Source organism: Stenotrophomonas sp. Ker107b (genome assembly GCF_053847245.1).
Genome location: NZ_JBSPHX010000002.1, coordinates 722974 through 743919 on the forward strand (window position 1 = coordinate 722974; position 20946 = coordinate 743919).

Consider the following 20946-nt stretch of genomic DNA (forward strand, 5'->3'; position numbering starts at 1 on the left):
CGCCGGCTGAACACGCGGCGCGGTACATTACCAACGGCCCGGGGAATTGCCGGGCCGCAAGGCATAGTAGCGGCGCGTTCCACGTCCCGAGCCGGAGGCTTACATGTTCACCACCCTGGTCGCCGTGCTGGTTGCCTTGGCCCTGGGCCATGTCGCGCCGGGCGCGGCCGTCGCGCTGCGGCGTTTCGGCCTGTACCGGCGATGGCTGCAGTGGCTGGACCGGCACGCCGCCGAAGACAGCGTCTGGCGCGGCCGCAAGGGCGGCTGGCTGGCCGTGCTGCCGTTCGTGGCGGTGCTGGGCCTGCTGCAGTGGCTGTTCGATGACCGCGTCTACGGCCTGCCGTCGCTGCTGCTGGGCGTGCTGGTACTGGTGATGTGCTGGGGCCCGCGTGATCTGGACCGCGATGTCGAGGCGGTGATCGACGCCGATGACGCCCACGCCCGCCACCTGGCGATCGCGCAGTTGCAGTCCGCCGGTGGCAGCCTGCAGGAAGACGTTCCCTCGTTGGTTGAAGCCACCGTGCTCAACGCGCTGCGGCGCTGGTTCGCAGTGCTGTTCTGGTTCCTGCTGCTGGGCCCGGTCGGCGCGCTGCTGTATCGCCTTCTGGCTTTGCTGGGGGTTGGCCCGATGCGCTCGCTGGCCAGCGTGGAAGCGGTCGCCGGGGCGCGCGTAGTGCTGGCCTGGCTGGAGTGGCCGGTCGCGCAGCTGATGTCACTGTCGATGGCGCTGGTCGGCAACTTCGACACCGCGTTCAAGGCCTGGCGCGAGGCGCACGGCAATCAGTGGTCGGCCTCGACACATTTCCTCGGTGCGGTCGCGCGGGCAAGCGTGAGCGCCGAGCTTCGCGAGGATGCGCATGATTACAGTGATGCGGGGATGGTGCCGGTGTGGCGTCGCCTGCCGGAACTGCGCGATGCGATGAGCCTGGTGTGGCGCATGCTGCTGCTGTGGATGGCGGTGCTGGCGCTGCTGGTGATCGCCGGTTGGGTCACCTGATGGTCCGGGTCAGCCCGGCGCCAACCAGGTAAACGGCACCCACGGCAGGTTGCGTGCGATCCAGTACGCGGGCAGCAGGATCAGCCAGAAAGCAGGCTTCATCAGCAGCGTGATCAACGGCTGCAGCGCGCGTGGGCGCCAGCCCAGCGCCCAACCGAGTACCAGCGGGGCGATGGCCAGCATCAGCATGGCCAGGGGATTCATCGAAAAGGCGGTGACCACATCGCCGTGGGCCAGCGCGTGCAGTGCACGCGTCAGCCCGCAGCCGATGCAGTAATACCCGGTGACCGCCAGAAAGCTGCACGGCGGGAACGGGCTGCTGGCGCTGTTGGGGTCGTAGTGCCGCAGCACCCAGACCCCCGCACCGGCCGCCAGTGCGGCCGGTGGCAACAACGCCAGCAGCCAGCGCTTGCCGTGCAGCGCGATCATCAGCTGTTGCTTTCGATCTGCTGCTGGAACTGCTGCATCTGTTCCATGTAACCGTCCACGCCCATGAAGGCCAGCGAGATCACGAACAGCACCACGCCGGCGATCAGGAAGCCGGTGGTGACCCAGGCCCAGATCTTGGCGTTCTTGGAGGCACGACGTGCGCCTTCCAGGTCACCCTGGTTGAGCAGGCCGTTGACCTTGCTGGCGAACACGATCGCGACCACGCCGGTGACGATGCCCGGGAAGCTCAGGCACGACAGGCAGCACACGAAGAACGCCAGGATGGTGACGACGATCGACCAGATCAGGTGGTTCGGGATGCTGCCCGGGGCGGGCGGCAGGGGGGCGGTGGCATTCATCAGCGAAACTCCATTTGCTTGGGTGGGTGTGGACGCACGAGGTGTCCCGGGCGGTAATCTAACCGATGTGCCTGCCTCTATGTATACGGTTACATGCAGGCAGGGCGGGGCTCAGGCCTGATCGCCCCGCAGCTGTCGCACCTGGCTTTCCAGCATCGGGGCGGTGGCGACCTCGCCTGCGATCGGTGCAGAGGCGACGACCTCGACATGCGCGCGGAAACGGCGTGGCACACGCATGCGGCCCAGGCGCGTGTCGCGCCGGCTCCACATGCTCGACCACATCCCGCGCAGTGCCATCGGCACCACCGGCACCGGGCGACGTTCGAGAATCTTCTCCACGCCCGATTTGAACGCGCCCATCTGCCCATCGCGGGTCAACGCGCCCTCGGGGAAAATGCAGACCAGCTCGCCCTCGGCCAGCGCCTTGTCCACCTCATCGAACGCGGCCTGCATCAGCGCGGGATCCTCGCGTGCGCCGGCGATCGGGATGGCCTTGGCGGTGCGGAATATCCAGCGCATCACCGGGATGTTGAAGATCTTGTAGTACATGACGAAGCGCACGGGGCGCGGCAGGGTGGCCGACAGGATCAGCGCGTCCATGTAGCTGACGTGGTTGCATACGATCAGCGCCGCCCCCTCGTCCGGTACGTTGGCTTCGATGCCGTGCGGGCGCAGCCGGTACAGCGCGCGCACCATCACCCAGCTGAGGAAGCGCATCAGGAACTCGGGCACGATCGTGAAGATGTAGATCGACACCACGGCATTGGCGATCGCCAGCGCCAGGAACAGCTGCGGGATGGTCCAGTCCAGCACGCGCTGGGTGAGCAGGCCCAGCCCCGCCGCCAGCACGATGAAGCCGGAGTTCTGGATGTTGAGCGCGGCGAACACGCGCGACATTTCCGATTTGGCCGTGCGGCTCTGGATCAGGGCGAACAGCGGTACCACGAAGAAGCCGGTGAACAGGCCGATGCCGATCAGATCGATGATGATGCGCGCGCTGCCCGGGGCCTGCACGAACTGCCAGATCGACAGCCCGGCCGTCGCCGCTTCGCCGACGCGGGCGAAGTACAGGTCGAGCATGAAGGCGGTCATGCCGAACGCGCCCAGCGGCACCAGCCCGATCTCCACGGTGCGCCCGGACAGCTTCTCGCACAGCAGCGACCCGGTGCCGGTGCCGAGTGAGAACAGCGCCAGCGCGAAGATGTAGAGCAGGGAGCCGCCGCCGAGGTTGACCTCGGCATAGGTCGGCAGCTGCGAGGTCAGCATCGTGCCGACGAACCAGAACCAGGACACGCCCAGGATCGCGTTGCGCACGGCTTTCTGCTTCTTGGCCATGCGCAGCACCGCGAGCGACTCGGGCAGCGGGTTCCAGTGGATCTTCAGGTCCGGCGCGCCCGCATCGACCTTGGGAATCATCCGTGCGGTCAGGTTGCCGGCGACGGCGAGCACGATCACCGCGGTGGCCGCCACGATCGGCCCATGGCTCCCGGACAGGGCGAAGATCAGGCCGCCGGCGATCATGCCGGTCAGGATCGACAGCGAGGTGCCCATCTCGACCAGGCCGTTGCCGCCGGTCAGCTCTTCAGGCTTGAGGATGGACGGCAGCACCGAGTACTTCACGGGCCCGAACAGGGTGGACTGCACGCCGGTGCAGAACAGCGCCACCAGCAGCACCGGCATGCTCTCGGTCAGGAAGCCGAGCGCGGCCAGCGACATGATCGCGATTTCCATGGTCGTGGTGATCACGATCAGCCGGGATTTCTCCAGCTTCTCCGCGATCTGGCCGGCCAGCGCCGAGAACAGGAAGTACGGCAGGATGAAGATCGCCGGCGCCAGGTTGGTATACAGCGAGCGCTCTTCGATCGGCGTGCCGAGGAAGAACAGCAGCGCGATGATCGCCTGGCGGTAGACGTTGTCGTTGAACGCGCCCAGCGACTGGACGATGAAAAACGGCAGGAAACGGCGTTGCCTGAGCAGAGCGAACTGACTATGGCCGGACATGGAGACTCCTTGCGAACCGGCGCAGCCTAGCATTCTCCCTGTTGGCGCAGCATGGCAGCGGCGCGCGTCGCCCCGGGGCGGTAGCTCACGACCGCTGGTCGTGAGACGTTCAACATCCGTATCGACCAACGGTCGTGAGCTACCTCAACGTGCGCGCGGCCTCATTGGCAGCGCCCCGCAGCTTGGGCAGCAGGCGCAGCATCAGCCCCATCTGGGTGCGGATCAGCTGCAGCTTGGGCGGCATGTCGTCCGGGATCTGCTCCAGCTGCTCGGCCAGGGCCCGATCGCCCTCGTTGGCGTCTTCGGCCACCGGCTCGCGCTGCTGCAGCGCACTGGCGATCTGCTGCATCGCCTGCTGCACCCGTTCACCGCCAGACAGCGCCAGCGGATCCTGGCCGTAGCTGTCCAGCTGGGTGCGGTGGGCGCCCAGTGCGGAGAGATGGCCGAGCAGGGTGTTGGACAGCGCCAGGAAGCGGAAGCCGGCATCCAGGTTGCGGCGCACGTGACCAGGCTCGCGCAGCATGTTCGACAACGCGGTGGACAGCGCCGCATCGGCGTTGTGCATGTCACGGCGTGCGATGCGGTAGGCCAGATCGTCCTGCATGCCGCTGCCGTACTGGCCGAGCACCGCGTGCAGGTACTTCGCGCAGTTGTCGAGCACGCGCGCCATCACCAGGTTCAGGCGCCGGCCCTGCCAGTCGGGCAGGATCAGGAACGCGGCCGCCGCGGCGATCGCGCAGCCCAGCAGCGTATCCACCAGGCGCGGCCAGATCAGCAGGAAGCCATCGCCGATCAGGTTGAAGCAGGTCAGTGCCATCACCGTGATCGCCGCAGACGCCACCAGGTAGCGATCGCTGCGGGTGAAGAAGAACAGCAGTGCCGAGAGCAGCGCGATCAGCAGTTCGATGCGCAGGTCCTGGAACAGCTGCATCAACGCCCAGGTCAGCACCAGACCGATCAGCGTGCCGGCGATCCGTTGCGCCAACCGCTGGCGGGTCGCACCGAAGTGCGGGCGGCACACGAACACGATGGTGAGCAGTACCCACGAGCCGTTCTGCGCGTTGAACAGCCGGATCGCGGCGAAACCGACAATCAGCGCCAGCGCCATGCGCAGGCCATGCCGGAACAGCACCGAGCCGGGCGTGAGCTGCTGGCGGATGCGCACGCCCATCTCGCGCAGGGTATGCGGGTTGGTATCGCGCAGGCGGGTATCGACGTTGTCCAGGGTGGACTCGGACTTCTCGGCCTCGGACAGGCGACGTTCGATGCTCTGCAGGTTGTGGCCGAGCAGTTCCAGCGAGGCCAGCAGACGCTGCCACTGCGGGTTGTGCTGGGCGCGCAGCCAAGTGAGCGAATCGGTCAGGTCGGCGGTGGCCTGCTTGGTGCGCTCGCCGTACTGGAACGGCTGGCGCAGGCGGATCGCGTGGCCGAGGTTGGCGCAGGCCTCACCCTGCAGCGCGAGCAGGCGCTGGCAGCGGTACAGCACGTCGCTGTGGAAGAACGCTTCGGTCAGGGCGCCGTAGGGGTAGTGCGAGGAGCTGGCGCGTTCGTGGAAGTCCTGGGCCATGTAATACAGGCGCAGGTACAGGCCGGACTGCACGCCGGGGCGACCGGAGCGGCCAAACCGGGCGAGGATCGCGGTCTTGGCGATGTTCAGCGCTTCAACCACGCGCCGGTTCTGCTCGGCCAGGGCCAGCTGGCGCTTCTGCACGTCGGCATCGCGCACCGGTTCGAACAGATCGGCCTTGAGCTGCAGATAGCGGCCCAGTTCCAGGTACAGGCGCGCGACCCGCTCGCGCACGGGCCGGTTGGCGAACAGGGCGGTCCACAGGATCGAGAGCAGCGCGTACCAGACCGCACCGGCCAGCAGGTGACTGACTGCGTTGATCGCCTGGGGCAGGTCGGTCGCACCGTGCTGCTCCAGCCCGATCATGGTGTAGATGGCCAGCGTCACCGTGGCCTGCGCGATCGAGGCATAGCGCTCGCCGAGCGCGCCGAGCAGGGTCAGCCCGAACGTCGCGGCGGCCAGTGCGGTGATGAACCACCACGGATGCGGGAACAGCACCACGACCGCGGCGGCGGCGGCCACGAAGCACAGCAGTGACAGCGCCACCGATTTGATCCGGCCCCACCAGTTGTCGTCGGTCTCGGCGATCGCGCTGGCGATGATGCCCAGGAACACGCCGGGCAGCGCAGGCAGCTGGTCCAGATACCAGCACAGCCCCATCGCCGCGGACAGCGCGATGAACACCCGCAGGCCATAGCTGGCCTTCTCATGCGCCCACAGGCGGCTGACGCGGGTTTCGAACGAAGGCATGGCGACTCGGCGGAAGGCAGGCCGCCATTATTGCCGGAGCGGGGTGAAGGGGACACCTCTGTCTGCGGGGCTGGGTCGGCGTGGGTGGGTTGCCGGGACACGCAGCAAGTACGTCCTGGTAAGCTCGATTCGCGCCATCCATGGCGCGAAACGGTCCCGTCCACCCACCCACGCCGACCCTCCGACAGTGGGTCGGTGCGCATCGAAAAGCGGGACCGGTGCAATTTACATATCGAACCGCACGCTCACCGCGAAGGTGCGCGGCAGGCCCACGCCTGCGTTGGACCAGTACTTCTTGTTGGCCAGGTTCTCCACGCCGGCGCGCCAGGTGACCGGGTGGCCGGCGGCCTGCATGCGGTAGCCGACGCCCGCGTTGACCAGGGTGTAGTCGGGCAGCTTGAGCGTGTTGTCGGCGTCGTAGTAGACGTCACCGTAGTAGCGGGCCAGTGCGTACACGCTCAGGCCCTCGATCTGCGGGATGCTGTAGTCGGCGTGCAGCACGCCCTGCCAGCGGGCGGCGCCGGCGGTGCGGTTGCCTTCCTGGCCGGCGCTGCCCGGGGAGAGTTTGTCGTAGGTCGGGTCCAGCCAGGTCACGCCGCCACCGAGGGTGAAGGCATCGGTCAGGCGCACATCGCCACTGACTTCCACGCCTTCATACAGGGTGATGCCGTCCTGCACCAGCAGCTTGCCGGCGGACGTAATCAGGTCGATGTTCGCGCCACGCTCCAATCGGAAGGCGGCCGCATTGGCGCTCCAGCGCGGGTACTCGATCTTGGCACCGATCTCGTACTGCTTGCTGATGGTCGGGTCGAGCACGTCGCCGGCGTTGATGTAATCGCTGCCCACGCGGCTGCCGGCTTCCAGCGATTCGACGTAGCTGGCATACAGCGTCACGGCATCGGCCGGCTTGTACATCAGGGCGTAGGTCGGGGTGACCGGATAGGTGTGGTACGCGCCCTTGTTTTCGAAGTCGTTGTAGCGCGCGCCGGCCAGCAGCGACCAGCCATCGGCGAAGCTGACGGTGTCGCTCACGAACACTGCCTGCTGCACGGTTTCGCTGCCGCGGCTGAGCACGCGTGAGCCGACCGCATCGTGGCGCAGCGTCGGACGCTGATAGATGTTGCCGCGGCCAAGGGTGTTCCATTCGTACGGGCGGTCCCAGCCCAGGCCGGTCTGGTGGGAGACGCCGGCAACGACCTGATGCGACAGCGGGCCGGTCTGGAAGCGGCCCTGCACGATGGCCTGGGCCAGCTTCCACTCGCTCTTGCCGCCGAGTTCGTAGGTGTTGATGTCGTAGTCGCCGTTGACGTCATCGATGTAGGCGAAGATCTTGTTGACGTCATTCCAGGAGGTGGTCACGCCATAGCTCAGGCTGGCCTTCCAGTCGCTGTTGATCTGCCAGTTCAACGCGGTGGAGAGCAGGCTGGAGCGGGTGTCGTAGTAGCTGCCGTCGATGCTGTTGTCGATGTCGCCGGCCAGCGGGCGCGGCAGCTCGGTCAGGCCGATGAAGTAGTACTGCGGGGATTCGTTGCTGAGATCGCGCGACTGGAACACGCCGTCGAAGGTCCAGGTGAGGCGGTCGCTCAGGCGTGCATCCAGCGACAGCGCGCCGACCTTGCGGTTCACGTCGCCACCGTTGAAGGTCTCGCCTTTCTCCTGGTACGCATTGAAGCGGTAGCCGAACATGTCTTCGTTGCCGAAGCGCCCGCCCACATCGACCTGGCCGCTGACGATGCCCGCCTCGCGCCAACCGAGCTGCGCCGACAGCGTGGTGACCTCGGTCGGCTTCTTGGTCACGTAGTTGACGATGCCGCCGGGCTGGCCGAAGCCATACATGAAGCCACCGGGACCCTTCAGCAGCTCCACCTGTTCCATCACTTCCAGCGGCCACTCGGTGCCCCACGAGGAGACCTGCAGGCCGTTGACGCGGTAGCTGTCGTAGCTCAGATCGATGCCGCGGTTGCGGATCGGCGAGCTCCAGCCGCTGGCGTAGGCGCTGACCTGGGTGACCACGGACGGATCGGTGAGGAAGGCCTCGCCAAGCGAGACCACCTGGCGCTTCTCGATGTCCTCGCGGCCCACTACCGAGATCGCGAAGGGGGTATCGCGTACGGCACGGTCGCCCAGGGCGCCGGTGTCGGTATGGGTGCGTTCGGCGGTGACCTTGATCGCATCCAGATCGGTGGCCGAGTGCGCCCGGGCGCCGCCATCCGGGGCGGACTGGGCGTGGGCGGTGCAGGCCGCGGCAAGGGAAAGGGCGAGCAGGGCCGGGCGCAGGGCACGGCGGCCCGGCAGCACGGCCGGGAGCGAAGACACAGACTGGCGCATGTTGTGGGGGTCCTCCGCGGACAGCAGCACACCGTCCGCGATCAGAAGAAGGCGGAAAAGAGGGGGTGGCTGAGTCGTCAGGCGTGCCGCGTCAGCGGCAGCGGGGCATCGCGGGGGGCAGTGCAGGACCGTGGCTGATGCGAATTGTTCTCTTTTGGGCCGGAGGCGTCAATCCGGCAGGCGCCGACCCTCGGTCGGTACCTGCCGCGCACGCCCCACCCACTCACGGCAGACGCATTGCCTTCATCGCGCGGCGGCGGCCCGCTTCAAGGCGCGTTTCTCGCGGCGACGCGCCCGGCGAGCCACCCAGCGCTCGCGCAGGCACGAAAAGATCACGTACAGCGCCGGGGTGCTGAGCAGGGTAAGGCTCTGCGAGAACAGCAGGCCGCCGATCATCGCGATGCCCAGCGGGCGGCGCAGCTCGGAGCCTTCGCCCAGGCCGATCGCCAGCGGCACTGCGGCCAGGATCGCCACCATGCTGGTCATCATGATCGGGCGGAAGCGCACGATGCTGGCCTCACGTGCCGCTTCCAACGGCGTCTTGCCGTGCTCGCGCTGCGCCACCACGGCGAAGTCGATCATCATGATCGCGTTTTTCTTGACGATGCCGATCAGCAGCACCAGCGCGATCATCGAGATCACCGACAGCTCGGTATTGGTGCCATACAGCGCCAGCAGTGCACCCACGCCCGCCGCCGGCAGCGTGGACAGGATGGTGACCGGGTGGATCAGGCTTTCATACAGCATGCCCAGCACCAGGTAGACGGTGATGATCGCCGCCATCACCAGGATCAGCATCGCCATCGGGTCCGAATCGAAGCCGAAGCCTGCGTCCTCGGCCAGACGGATGTCACCGGGCATGCGCATGCCGTTGACCGTGCTGTCGATGATGGCCTTGGCCTCGCCCATGCTGGTGCCGGGGGCGAGGTTGTAGCTCAGTTCCATCGTGGTGTACTGGTTTTCATGGGTGATCTGCGATGGCGCCAGCCCCGGCACCTGCTCGGCCACCGCGGTGATCGGCACCATCTCGCCATTGCCGGCCCGCACGTAGATCTGGTCCAGCGCGCCCGGCGTCGCGGTCTGCTCGGGCAGGGCGTTGACCACCACGCTGTACTGGTTGATGTCCGAGTAGATCGTGGAGATCTGGCGCTGGCCGAAGGCGCCGTACAGCGCGCCGTCGATGGCGCCGACCGAGACGCCCAGGCGTGCGGCCTTGGCCCGGTCGATCACGATGTTCTGGCGCAGGCCGGCGGCGTCCACGTCGGTGCCCACGTCGGCCAGCTTCGGGTTCTTCTTCAGCGCGGCCTGCAGTTTCGGCAGCCACTCCTGCAGCTGGGCCAAATCGTTGCCCTGCAGCGACACTCGGTACTGCGCACCCTGGCTGGCACCGCCGCCATCGTTGCTGGGCAGATCCTGGATCGCGCGCAGGCGCAGCTGCAGATCGGGGTAGCGGTCGGCCTTGGCACTCAGCCGCGCCAGGGCCTGCGCGGTGGTTTCGCGGCGGCCGTCCTTGCGTGATTTCAGTTCAACGTTGAACTGCGCGCTGGAGCCCTGGCGGCCACTGCCCAGACGCACGCCCACGGTCTTCACCGCCGGATCGGCCATCAGCATGTCGGTGATGCGCCGCTGGCGGTTGACCATGTCGTCGAAGGAGACCGTGGCGCTGGAATTCGCGCGGCCCCAGATCAGGCCGGTGTCCTGGGCCGGGAACGCGCCCTTCTTGATCGCACCGAACAGGAAGATGGTCGCGCCGATCAGCAGCAGGGGGGTCAGCGACAGCAGCAGTGCATGACGCAGCGAGAAGTCGAGCAGCTTCACGTAGATCCGCAGCATGCGGTCGTGGCCGGCGTCGAGCAGGCGGCCGAAGCGGCTGGGTGCGCCGGCATCGGCATGTGCGCTCAGGAAGCGGCTGCACAGCGCTGGGGTCAGCGTCAGCGAGATGATCATCGAGACCACGATGGCCGCGACCAGGGTGACGGTGAACTCGCGGAAGAACGCACCCATCATGCCTTCGGCGAACAGCAGCGGAATGAACACCGCCACCAGCGAGGCGGTGATCGAAACGATGGTGAAGCCGATCTCGCGCGCGCCGGTAAGGGCGGCCTGCATGCGCGTCATGCCCTCGTCGAGGTGGCGCATGATGTTCTCGATCACCACGATCGCATCGTCGACCACGAAGCCGATCGCGATCACCAGCGCCAGCAGGCTCAGGTTGTTCAAGGTGAAGCCCAGCACGTACATCACCAGCGCCGCACCGGCCAGCGACAGCGGTACGGTCACCGCGGCGATCAGGGTCGGGGCGAGCCGGCGCAGGAACAGCGCCATGGTCAGCACCACCATCGCCAGCGCGATCAGCAGGGTGATCTGCACTTCGTGCAGCGAGGAGCGGATGGTCGGGGTGCGGTCGAAATAGGGGGTGAGCGTGGTGCCCGGTTCCAGGTAGTCGCGCAGGGTCGGGATCTGCGCTTTCACCCGATCCACGGTCTCCACGATGTTGGCGCCGGCGCGGGTGAACACGTACATCACCACCGCCGGTTTGTGGTTGAACCACGCGGCCTGGTAGGCGTCCTGCTGCCCGTCGTAGACGTTGGCGATGTCCTGCAGGCGGATCACGCGGCCGTTGTCGGCGGTCTTGATCACCAGCTGCGCGAAGTCGGCCGCGCGCGCCACCGAGTCGTTGGCGATGATCGCGGTGGTGGTGTTGCCATCGGTGAGGAAGCCGGTCGGCGAGGTCACGTTCGCCGCGCGCACGGCGTTGCGCAGATCGTCGGCGGTCAGGCCGAGGGCGTTCATCAGGCGCAGGTTGACGTCCACGCGCACCGCCGGCGTGGAGGCACCGGCGATATCCACCGAGGACACGCCGGTGATCTGGCGGATGCGCTGGGCCAGCAGCGAGTCGGCTACGTTGTAGAGATCGTCGGCCGACTGCGTTTCCGAGGTCAGCGCGATCGCGATGACCGGGTCATCGTTCGGGTTCGCCTTCTGGAACATCGGCGTGCCCAGCCCGGCGGGCAGGTCGGACTGCGCCGAGTTGATCGCGGTCTGCACGTCCAGCGCGGCCGAATCGATGTCGCGGTCGCTCTGGAAGATCATGAAGACCAGCGAGCTGCCTTCCGAGCTGGACGAGCGCATGCGGTCGATGCCCGGCAGCTGGCCGAGGTGGCGTTCCAGCGGCGCGGTCACCGTGGACGCCATGGTCGTGGCATCCGCGCCGGCCTGGTTGGCGTGCACGAAGATCACCGGGATCTGGATGTTCGGCAGCGCCGACACGCCCAGCTGCAAGTAGCAGATCACGCCGACCACGAACAGGCCGATGGCCAGCAGGGCGGTGCCGATCGGGCGGCGGATGAACGGACCGGAGATGTTCATCGAACGCCTCCGCAACGGCCTGCGGTGCTCATCATCACGCCTGCGGCTCCTGCACCGGGCCATGGCCATGACGCAGCGCACGCTGTTCGCGGCGCTGGCGCAGGCGCTCGGAGAAGCGCTCCATGTACAGGTAGATCACCGGTGTGGTGTACAGCGTCACCAGCTGCGAGAGCAGCAGGCCGCCGACGATGGCGATGCCCAGCGGGCGGCGCAGTTCCGAGCCGATGCCGGTGCCCAGCGCCAGCGGCAATGCACCGAGCATCGCGGCAGCGGTGGTCATCATGATCGGGCGGAAGCGCAGCAGGCAGGCACGACGGATCGCCTCATGCGCGTTGGCACCGGTGCGCCGGGCCTCGATCGCGAAGTCGACCATCATGATGCCGTTCTTCTTGACGATGCCGATCAGCAGCACGATGCCGACGATGCCGTCCACCGACAACGGCAGCCCGCACACCATCAGCGCCAGCAGGGCGCCGACGCCGGCCGGGGGCAGGGTGGAGATGATGGTGAAGGGGTGGATGTAGCTCTCATACAGCACGCCCAGCACGATGTAGATCAGCACCAGCGAGGCCAGCAGCAGCCACACCACATCGGTCTGGCTGCCGGTGAACTCGGCGGCCTTGCCGATGAACTGTGCGTGCACCTGCGACGGCATCTCCAGCCCGGCCTTGGTCTCTTCGATCGCCTTGACCGCATCGGACAGGGAATAGCCCGGCGCGATGTTGAACGACACCGTGACTGCCGGCAGCTGCTGCTGGTGGCTGACCACCAGCGGGGTGCTGGTGACCTTGCTCTCGGCCAGGGCGGCCAGCGGGATGATGTTGCCGGCGCCGACCGGAATGCCGGTGTTCTGCGCGCCGATGCCGGTGGCGGTGGACGAGTTGGACGAGGTGACCTGGCCGAAGTTGGTGGCGTTGCTGCCGGTCAGCGCGCCGGCGCCATTGGAGGCCACCGCCAGCTGGTTCATCAGCGCGGTGCTGGTGCGGAACTCCGGCGCCACTTCCAGCACCACGCGGTACTGGTTGAGCTCGGTGAAGATCGTGGAGATCTGGCGCTGGCCGAAGGCGTCGTACAGCGTGTCGTCGATGGTCTGCATCGGCACGCCGAGCACGCTGGCTTTGTCACGGTCGATGGTCAGCTCGAGCGCGCGGCCCTGGTTGGACAGGTTGTTGTCCACGTCGGCCAGCTCCGGGCGCTGGCGCAGCGCCTCGGTCAGGCGCGTGGCCTGCAGCGCGACCTGCGCGCTGTCCACGTCCGACAGCGAGTATTGGTACTCGGTCGCGGCCACGCGGGTATCCAGGGTGACGTCCTGCACCGGCTTGAGGTACAGCGCCACCCCGGGAATGCCGGCCACGGCCTTCTGCAGGCGCGGCAGGATCTCATCGAGCCCATCGCGGTCGCCGCGCTCCTTGAGCACGATCGACAGCTGGCCCTGGTTGAGCGTGGGGTTCATGGTGCCGGCGCCGATGAAGGCCGAGACACCGGTCACTGCCGGGTCGCTGCGCAGCGCTTCGGCCACGGCCTTGGTGCGCTGCTCCATCTGCGGGAAGGCGATGTTCTGGTCGGCCTGCACCACACCGGTGATCAGGCCGGTGTCCTGCTCGGGCAGCAGGCCTTTGGGAATGACCAGGTACAGCACCACGGTCAGCACCAGCGCACCTGCAGCGACGGCCAGGGTCAGCGGCTGGTGGTCGAGCACCCAATCCAGGCTGCGCTCGTACAGGCCGACGGTGCGCGACCACACGGTGGTCTTGCCTGCGGCGGCCGCCCGCTCGTGCGCGTCTTCGCCCTCGGGCAGCGCGTCGGGCTTGAGCAGGTAGGCGCACATCATCGGGGTGAGCGTCAGCGAGATCAGCATCGACAGCGTCACCGCGATGCTCAGCACCCAGGCGAATTCGTGGAACAGGCGGCCGGTGACGCCGGGCATCAGCAGCAGCGGCAGGAACACCGCCACCAGCGAGATGGTCAGCGAGAGCACGGTGAAGCCGATCTGCTGCGCGCCGATCTCGGCCGCTTCCGGCCCGCTCTTGCCCTGTTCGATGTAACGCACGATGTTCTCGATCATCACGATCGCATCGTCGACCACGAAGCCGGTGGCCACCACCAGCGCCATCAGCGAGAGGTTGTCCAGCGACATCCCGGCGAACGCCATCACACCGAAGGTGCCGGCCAGCGACAGCGGCACTGCCACCGAGGGAATGATGGTCGCCCACAGGCGGCGCAGGAACACGAAGATCACCGCGACCACCAGGCCGATGGTCAGGATCAGAGTGAACTGCACTTCATGCACCGAGGCGCGGATGGTCTCGGTGCGGTCGTTGAAGATGTCCAGATGCACGTCGGCCGGCAGCACGTTCTGCAGCTGCGGCAGCAACGCGCGGATGCGCTCGACGGTCTGCACGATGTTGGCGCCCGGCTGGCGCCGCACTTCCAGCAGCACCGCCGGCTTGCCATCGGCCCACGCAGCCAGCTGGTCGTTCTCCACGCCGTCGATCACGTTGGCCACATCGGACAGGCGCACCGGGCGGCCGTTCTTGTAGCTGATGATGGTGTCGCGGTACTCGGCGGCACTGGTCAGCTGGTCGTTGGTGCCGATCGAGTAGGACTGGGTCTTGCCGTTGAGCGAGCCCTTGGGCGCGTTGACGTTGGCCTGGGTCAGCGCGCTGCGCAACTCTTCCAGGGTCAAGCCCATGTTGGACAGCTGCGCCGGGTTGACCTGGATGCGCACGGCCGGGCGCACGTTGCCGGCGATGGAGACCAGACCCACGCCCTGCACCTGCGACAGGCGCTGGGCGAGGATGGAGTCGGCGTAATTGTTGACATCGCGCAGCGGGCGCGTGTCGGAGGTGAGCTTGAGGGTGACGATCGCCGCGTCGGCCGGGTTCACCCGGTTGTAGACCGGCTGGTAGGGCAGCGAGGAGGGCAGGGTGGCCTGGCGGATCGCGGCCTGCACATCCTGCGCGGCGATGTCGATGTCGCGGTCCATCGAGAACTGCAGGATGATCGTGGACAGCCCCGCCGACGAATCGGAGGTCATGATCTCCAGCCCGGAGATCTGCCCGAACTGGCGCTCCAGCGGCGTGGTCACCAGCGACGCCATGGTGACCGCGTTGGCACCGGGGTACTGGGTGGTCACCACCAGGCTGGGCGCATCGATCTCGGGCAGCGCCGACACCGGCAGCTGGCGGTAGCCGAGGATGCCGAGCAGCAGCAGGCCCGCCATCAGCAGCGAGGTGGCGATCGGGCGGCGGATGAAAATCGTCGAAAAGCCCACGGGCGGGTCCTTGCTGGTGCGTCGTGCTGCGTTGGATCAGGCGAACGCCGGCACGTGGGCCGGCGTCAGGAACGTAGGGCGGGCGCGATCAGCGCGGACCGCCACCGCGGCGTCCACCGCCACCCTGCTGCTGGGCGGCCTTGAGCTCGGCTTCGGTCGGTGCGGCCGGGGTTTCGCCTGGCTTGAGCGCGGTCACCTTGGCGCCCGGCTTGAGCCGGAACTGGCCTTCGCTCACCACGCGCTCGCCGCCTTTCAGACCCTCGGTGATCTGCACCTGGCTGTCGCCGACTTCCACGCCGCTCTTCACCGTCTGCATGGCCACGGTGCTGTCCGCCTTGACGATGTAGACGTACTCGCCATCCGGCCCGCGCATCACGGCCTGGGTCGGGATCACCACGCCGCCGGCGATGGTGCGCAGCTGCATGCGGACGTTGACGAACTGGCCCGGCCACAGCGAATTGTCGGCGTTGTCGAACAGGGCACGCGCGCGGAAGGTGCCGCTGTCGCTGCTGATCTGGTTGTCCACCACATCCAGCTTTCCGCCGTCGGTCAGGACGTGCGCGTCGTTGCGGTCCAGCGCGGCGATATCCACCGCACCGGCGGCCTGGGCCTCGCGCACGGCCGGCAGCTGGCGCTCGGGCAGATTGAACACGACATGGATCGGGTGGATCTGGGTCAGCGTCACCAGCGCGGTGCCGGCGCTGACGATATTGCCGGCGTCGACCGCACGGATACCGGCGATGCCGGAGATCGGGGCGGTCACCCGGGTGTACTGCAGCTGCACCTGGGCGGCGCGCATGCTGGCCTCGTTGGCGGCCACGGCACTTTCGAACTGGGCCACCTGATTGCGTTGGGTGTCCAGGTCGGTCTTGGCCACGTACTGGCGGTATTCGGCCGAATTGGAGCGCTGGTAGTTGGAGCGGGCCGTGGCGAGCTGGGCCTGGTTCTGGCGCTTGGCCGCCGCGGCCTCGTCGTAGCTGGCCTGCAGGGTGCGCGGATCGATCTGCGCGAGCAGGTCGCCCTTCTTCACTTCCTGGCCTTCCTTGAAGTTCAGGCTGATCAGCTGGCCACCGACCTGCGGGCTCACGGTGACGGTGTTCATCGCCGCGACCGTGCCCAACGCGCTGGCGTACACCGGCACATCCTGGCGGACCGCATCGATCACCGTGACCGGCACCGGGCCGGCATTGGCCGGATCACCGCCCTGGCGCCCTTCGGCTGCCGGGCCGCCTGCATCCCCCTTCTTGCCGCCCATCAGGCGCATACCCACAACGGCAATCACCAGCACTGCGACCACCAGCAGCACGATCTTCCAGAAACGCGACATTCAATAACTCCCGAGGGCTGGCGGAGGGCGGGGGCCCGGTTGGCTAGGCGCAAAGCATACTCGTCGCCCGTGGCCTTTCATGCATGACGGATGGGACGGGCGATCAGACCGGATGTGACGGATGAGGTTCCATCCATGAACGTTTGCCGGGGCAGAAAGTTACAGCGCGACCGGCGCCGATGCCCTACATTCAGGTTCGACCGCCGTTCTGACCCGTGGAGACCTTCAATGCCCCGTCTGTCGCTGTTGATGTCCGCCCTGCTGCTGGCCGCCCCCGGCCTGGCCGCCGCCGCCCCCGCCGAACGCCCGGAAGTGGCCGCCGCTGCGACCCGCCTCAAGGCCCAGGTGATCGACTGGCGCCGTGACTTCCACCAGCACCCGGAGCTGTCCAACCGCGAAGAACGCACCTCGGCCAAGGTGGCCGAGCGCCTGCGCGCGATGGGCCTGAAGCCGCAGACCGGCATCGCCCACCACGGCGTGGTGGCCATCATCAAGGGCGGCAAGCCCGGCCCGCGGATCGCCCTGCGTGCGGACATGGATGCGCTGCCGGTGACCGAACAGACCGGCCTGCCGTTCGCCTCCAAGGCCACCAGCACCTACCGCGGCGAGACGGTCGGGGTGATGCACGCCTGCGGCCATGACGCCCACACCGCCACCCTGCTGGGCGTGGCCGATGCGCTGGTGAAGATGCGCGCGAACCTGCCCGGCGAAGTCATGCTGATCTTCCAGCCCGCCGAAGAGGGTGCGCCGCCGCCGGAAGAGGGCGGTGCGGCGCTGATGCTCAAGGAGGGGCTGTTCAAGGACTTCAAGCCCGAAGCCGTGTTCGGCCTGCATGTGTTCTCCAGCGTGCCGGCCGGCCAGATCGCGGTGCGTGGCGGCCCGCTGATGGCCGCCTCGGACCGGTTCGGGATCAAGGTGATCGGTCGCCAGACCCACGGATCGGCGCCGTGGAACGGGGTGGACCCGATCGTGGCCACCGCCGACCTGGTCGGCACCGCGCAGACCATCGTCAGCCGTCGTGCCAACCTGTCCAAGCAGCCGGCGGTGGTGACCTTCGGCGCGATCAAGGGCGGCATCCGCTACAACATCATTCCCGATGAAGTGGAGATGGTCGGCACCATCCGTACTTTCGATGAGGGCATGCGCCAGCAGATCTTCGCCGACCTGCGCAACGTGGCCGAGCACACCGCGGCCGCGCACGGGGCCAAGGCCGAAACCGAGATCTACGAGTCCGAGGGCAACCCGGCCACGGTGAACGATCCGGCCCTGACCGCGCGGATGCTGCCGAGCCTGCAGGCCGTGGTGGGCGAGGGCAATGTGTACGAGCCGCCGCTGCAGATGGGCGCGGAGGACTTCTCGCTGTACGCCCAGCAGGTACCGGGGATGTTCTTCTTCGTCGGCTCCACCAGCGAGGGGATCGATCCGGCCACGGCGCCGGCCAATCATTCGCCAAAGTTCCTGCTCGATGAGAAGGCGCTGGATGTGGGCCTGCGCGCGCTGCTGCAGGTGAGCCTGGATTACCTCAACGGGACGCCGGCTGTGCCTGCGGCGGGGTGAAGCGACGGTAGGCCCCGGCCGTTGGCCGGGGCCTTTCGCTTTCGCCGCCGGACGCCGCGCGCCTACCGGCGTAAAATGGCGGCATGAATACCCCCCAGGACTCCAGCCTCGGTCGCGAGGTTGCTTACCCGTCGCAGTACGATCCCGGCCTGCTCTTCCCCATCCCGCGCCGTGGCGCCCGCGAGGAGATCGGCCTGGACGAGGCGGCGCTGCCGTTCGTCGGCCATGACCGTTGGCAGGCCTATGAATTGAGCTGGCTGGACGGTCGCGGCAAGCCGCGCGTGGCCGTGGCCACGGTCAGCGTGCCGTGCACCTCGCCGAACCTGATCGAATCCAAGTCGTTCAAGCTGTATCTCAACTCGCTCAACAGCACGCGTTTCGAGGATGACGCGGCCGCGCGCCTGTGCATCACCCGCGATCTGTCGGCGTGTGCCGGGGCGGTGGTGACGGTGGTGCTCGGGGTGCCGCCGCTGGTGGAAGAGGCCGAGGGCGAGTCGCTGGATGAGCGCGAGGTGACCATTGAGCGCTACGGCCCGCCGGCCCCGGAGTTCCTGTTCGCCGATGCCGATGAGGTGGTCACCGAAACATTGAGTTCGGCCCTGCTCAAATCCAACTGCCCGGTCACCGGCCAGCCGGACTGGGCCAGCGTCAGCGTGCGCTACCGCGGCCCGAAGATCGACCGCGACGGCCTGCTGAAATACCTGATCAGCTACCGCGAGCACGCCGAGTTCCACGAGCAGTGCGTGGAGCGGATCTTCAGCGAGATCACCCAGCGCTGCCACCCGCAGTGGCTGGAAGTGGAAGCGCGCTACACCCGTCGCGGCGGGCTGGACATCAACCCGTGGCGGGCCAGCCCGGGCATCGCCGCCCCGGCGCGCACCGTCCGCGACCTGCGCCAGTAGGCGTTCCGCACGTCTTCACATCCACGCCATGCCCCATTAACAAGGGCTGTGACACCGTGCCTCCCATGTCGTCAATCAAGACGGGAGTGTATGGATGAGTACCGATAAGAAAGTCGACTTTTCCGGTGTCAGCGCCAGCGTTGATACCACCGCGCAGAAAGTCGATCAGGTCGATTTTTCGGGCGTGACCTCCTCGGTGGATACCACTGCGGAAAAGGTCGGGGGCACCTACACGGTGCAGAAGGGCGATTCGCTCTCCAAGATCGCCAAGCAGGAACTGGGTGATGCCAATGCGTGGAAGCGCATCTTCGAGGCCAACCGCGATGTACTGGACGACCCGGACAAGATCCAACCGGGCCAGACCCTGAAACTGCCGCCCAAAGCCTGATCCGCTGTACTGCCCATAATCTACAAGGGAGCAACCTCACATGAAGAAGTCGTCCATCAGTACTGCCGTTCTCGCCGCGCTTCTCGCTACCGTGGCCCTGGCCGGCTGCAAGAAGAAAGAAGACACCGCTGACAACAACGCGCAGCCCGCCGCGATGACGCCGGCCGCCCCGGCCCCGATGACCGAAGCCGCGCCGCAGCCGATGACCGCTGCAGCGGGGGTGAACGTTTCGGCCGTTACCGTTGGCAAGACCGCTGCCGCCGACAAGAGCGTCACCTCGGTCGCGCTGTTCGCGCCGAAGGACGACATCATCGTGTCGATCCGCACCGATGGCAGCGCGAACAACGCCAACGTGGCGGCCAAGCTGACCTTCCAGAACGGCCAGGTCGCCGGTGAGCAGAACCAGATGGTCAACGCCACCGGTGCCGAGACCACCAACATCTCCTTCAAGAATGCCAATGGCTGGCCGGCGGGCAAGTACCGCGCGGAAGTCATGGTAGATGGTAAGGCGGCAGGATCGCCGCAGGAGTTTGAGGTCAAGTAAGCCTAGACGCCGACTCTCTCCCGGCAACAGGCTCACGATGGACGCAGCCGCGAGGCTGCGTCTTTTTTATGGTTCTTTTTCCATCGGCGTGGCAAGCAGAAGTGCGCTTCATGCTATTGCGCGCACAGCAGCCGGTGTGGGTCGAGCGCAGCGCGGTCCGCGTAGCCAGATGATTGCCGCCTCACGGAAGGGCCCGGTTTCACGCTCGCAGCAGGCTTCAGCGGGGGTATCAGCGGATTCACACTGAGCGTGGATTGCAGCAGTCGTATCGTCGCAGAATGGGGGTATCGCTCGGCGCCGGAATTTCAAGGGAGAGGCAATGAACAAGAAGGGGGTTTGGCGATTCCTTGCGCCTGTTGTTGCGCTTGTACCCGGATACGCATATGGGCAGGAAGCAACGCTGTGGAGCTATAGTTGCGATCACTTCCTCCATGGCGCGTGCTTTCGTGTCCCCACCGGGATGTCGATCAGCTACGCATCACCTGCGGATTTCGGGATTCATGACGTTCTGAAAGACCAACGGAGCGTGCTGTTGGTCTATGAAGGCGACGCACCGCAACCGCCCAGTCCGGGATCCTCCATCGATCTGAAACTAACCCTTCCTGGCTATCAGCTTTCAGGCTACAGAACAGCCGAGGGCGATTCGACCCGATACGACATCTTCGTCAAGCCTGACCGATCGGGTGTCATGCCGCTGCATCTGATCGGCACGGCGACCGGCGCCTCACAGCGAAAGGATCTGGCAGCGGCAGTTGGCAGCTTCCGGGTATGTAGTTTCAAGCGCAACCACAGCAGCCAGACACTCACGTGTCCTCGCCAAAGCGTGTGGGGAAAGCCCCTTGCGGAATGGGTGGACGGTCTCCCGGAGGCCGCCGCAGTTTCCGAATGAGCGGTTCTGCACCCGGAAGGCCCCTGAGCTGCCGCCTGGCGCTGATGCATCACACCGTTCCAGTACGTTTGCGTATGGGATGGCTTTGCTCCGGGGGACTGAAAACGCGACAATGCTGGGGTTTCCCGCCGTGCGCGCCGTTGGTTGGCGCGGTCCCCGGGGAAAGTGCGGGCCAGGCTGTGCGAGGCCCTGCACGCGACACGGTTGCACGCGGCCCGGCATTGCCGTCGGCCATCATTCACGAGATCTGCAAGAGAGCCCTGAT

At 66.9% G+C, this 20946-nt stretch carries 14 protein-coding genes; 6 read left to right on the forward strand and 8 right to left on the reverse strand.

Features of this window, described 5'->3' with window-relative positions; translation table 11 throughout:
- The first annotated feature begins 103 nt into the window (after positions 1–103).
- Complete coding sequence (gene ampE / locus ACWV8V_RS13185) at positions 104–997, forward strand: regulatory signaling modulator protein AmpE (RefSeq protein ID WP_455899921.1); 894 nt, start codon at positions 104–106, stop codon at positions 995–997.
- A gap of 9 nt (positions 998–1006) precedes the next feature.
- Here the strand turns inward: ampE and ACWV8V_RS13190 are convergent, their stop codons facing one another.
- From ACWV8V_RS13190 to ACWV8V_RS13225, 8 genes are all read right to left on the reverse strand, one after another.
- Complete coding sequence (locus tag ACWV8V_RS13190) at positions 1007–1426, reverse strand: DUF2752 domain-containing protein (RefSeq protein ID WP_455899922.1); 420 nt, start codon at positions 1424–1426, stop codon at positions 1007–1009.
- Positions 1426–1785 (reverse strand): CD225/dispanin family protein, encoded by a 360-nt coding sequence (locus tag ACWV8V_RS13195; protein ID WP_123729974.1) that lies wholly within the window; start codon positions 1783–1785, stop codon positions 1426–1428. The genes ACWV8V_RS13190 and ACWV8V_RS13195 overlap by 1 nt, the downstream gene beginning before the upstream one ends.
- 111 nt (positions 1786–1896) lie before the next feature.
- Positions 1897–3786, reverse strand: coding sequence for an MFS transporter (locus tag ACWV8V_RS13200; protein ID WP_455899923.1), 1890 nt, complete (start codon positions 3784–3786; stop codon positions 1897–1899).
- A gap of 139 nt (positions 3787–3925) precedes the next feature.
- Positions 3926–6103: a YccS family putative transporter gene (gene yccS, locus ACWV8V_RS13205; protein WP_455899924.1), complete on the reverse strand. Its 2178-nt coding sequence runs from the start codon at positions 6101–6103 to the stop codon at positions 3926–3928.
- Between the two features lie 225 nt (positions 6104–6328).
- A complete protein-coding gene (locus ACWV8V_RS13210) occupies positions 6329–8431 on the reverse strand; it encodes a TonB-dependent siderophore receptor (RefSeq protein ID WP_455899925.1) in 2103 nt (700 codons plus the stop codon).
- A 243-nt stretch (positions 8432–8674) separates the two neighbouring features.
- Entirely contained in the window at positions 8675–11800 is a 3126-nt protein-coding gene (locus tag ACWV8V_RS13215; protein ID WP_455899926.1) for an efflux RND transporter permease subunit, read from the reverse strand.
- Positions 11801–11834: 34 nt separating this feature from the next.
- Entirely contained in the window at positions 11835–15074 is a 3240-nt protein-coding gene (locus ACWV8V_RS13220) for an efflux RND transporter permease subunit (RefSeq protein WP_123729978.1), read from the reverse strand.
- An 88-nt stretch (positions 15075–15162) separates the two neighbouring features.
- Positions 15163–16401: an efflux RND transporter periplasmic adaptor subunit gene (locus tag ACWV8V_RS13225; protein WP_455899927.1), complete on the reverse strand. Its 1239-nt coding sequence runs from the start codon at positions 16399–16401 to the stop codon at positions 15163–15165.
- Positions 16402–16629: 228 nt separating this feature from the next.
- On the opposite strand from ACWV8V_RS13225, the gene ACWV8V_RS13230 reads away from it, so the two are divergent.
- The 5 genes from ACWV8V_RS13230 (at position 16630) to ACWV8V_RS13250 (ending at position 20681) form a co-directional block, all read left to right on the forward strand.
- Positions 16630–17958 carry a M20 family metallopeptidase gene (locus tag ACWV8V_RS13230; RefSeq protein WP_259258863.1) on the forward strand — a complete coding sequence of 443 codons (1329 nt, stop codon included), beginning with the start codon at positions 16630–16632 and terminating at the stop codon, positions 17956–17958.
- A gap of 83 nt (positions 17959–18041) precedes the next feature.
- Positions 18042–18860 (forward strand): NADPH-dependent 7-cyano-7-deazaguanine reductase QueF, encoded by an 819-nt coding sequence (queF, locus tag ACWV8V_RS13235; RefSeq protein WP_259258864.1) that lies wholly within the window; start codon positions 18042–18044, stop codon positions 18858–18860.
- A gap of 94 nt (positions 18861–18954) precedes the next feature.
- Positions 18955–19248 (forward strand): LysM peptidoglycan-binding domain-containing protein, encoded by a 294-nt coding sequence (locus ACWV8V_RS13240; protein ID WP_121040566.1) that lies wholly within the window; start codon positions 18955–18957, stop codon positions 19246–19248.
- Between the two features lie 40 nt (positions 19249–19288).
- Entirely contained in the window at positions 19289–19792 is a 504-nt protein-coding gene (locus ACWV8V_RS13245; RefSeq protein WP_455899928.1) for a hypothetical protein, read from the forward strand.
- A gap of 319 nt (positions 19793–20111) precedes the next feature.
- A complete protein-coding gene (locus ACWV8V_RS13250; protein WP_455899929.1) occupies positions 20112–20681 on the forward strand; it encodes a hypothetical protein in 570 nt (189 codons plus the stop codon).
- Positions 20682–20946: the final 265 nt, after the last annotated feature.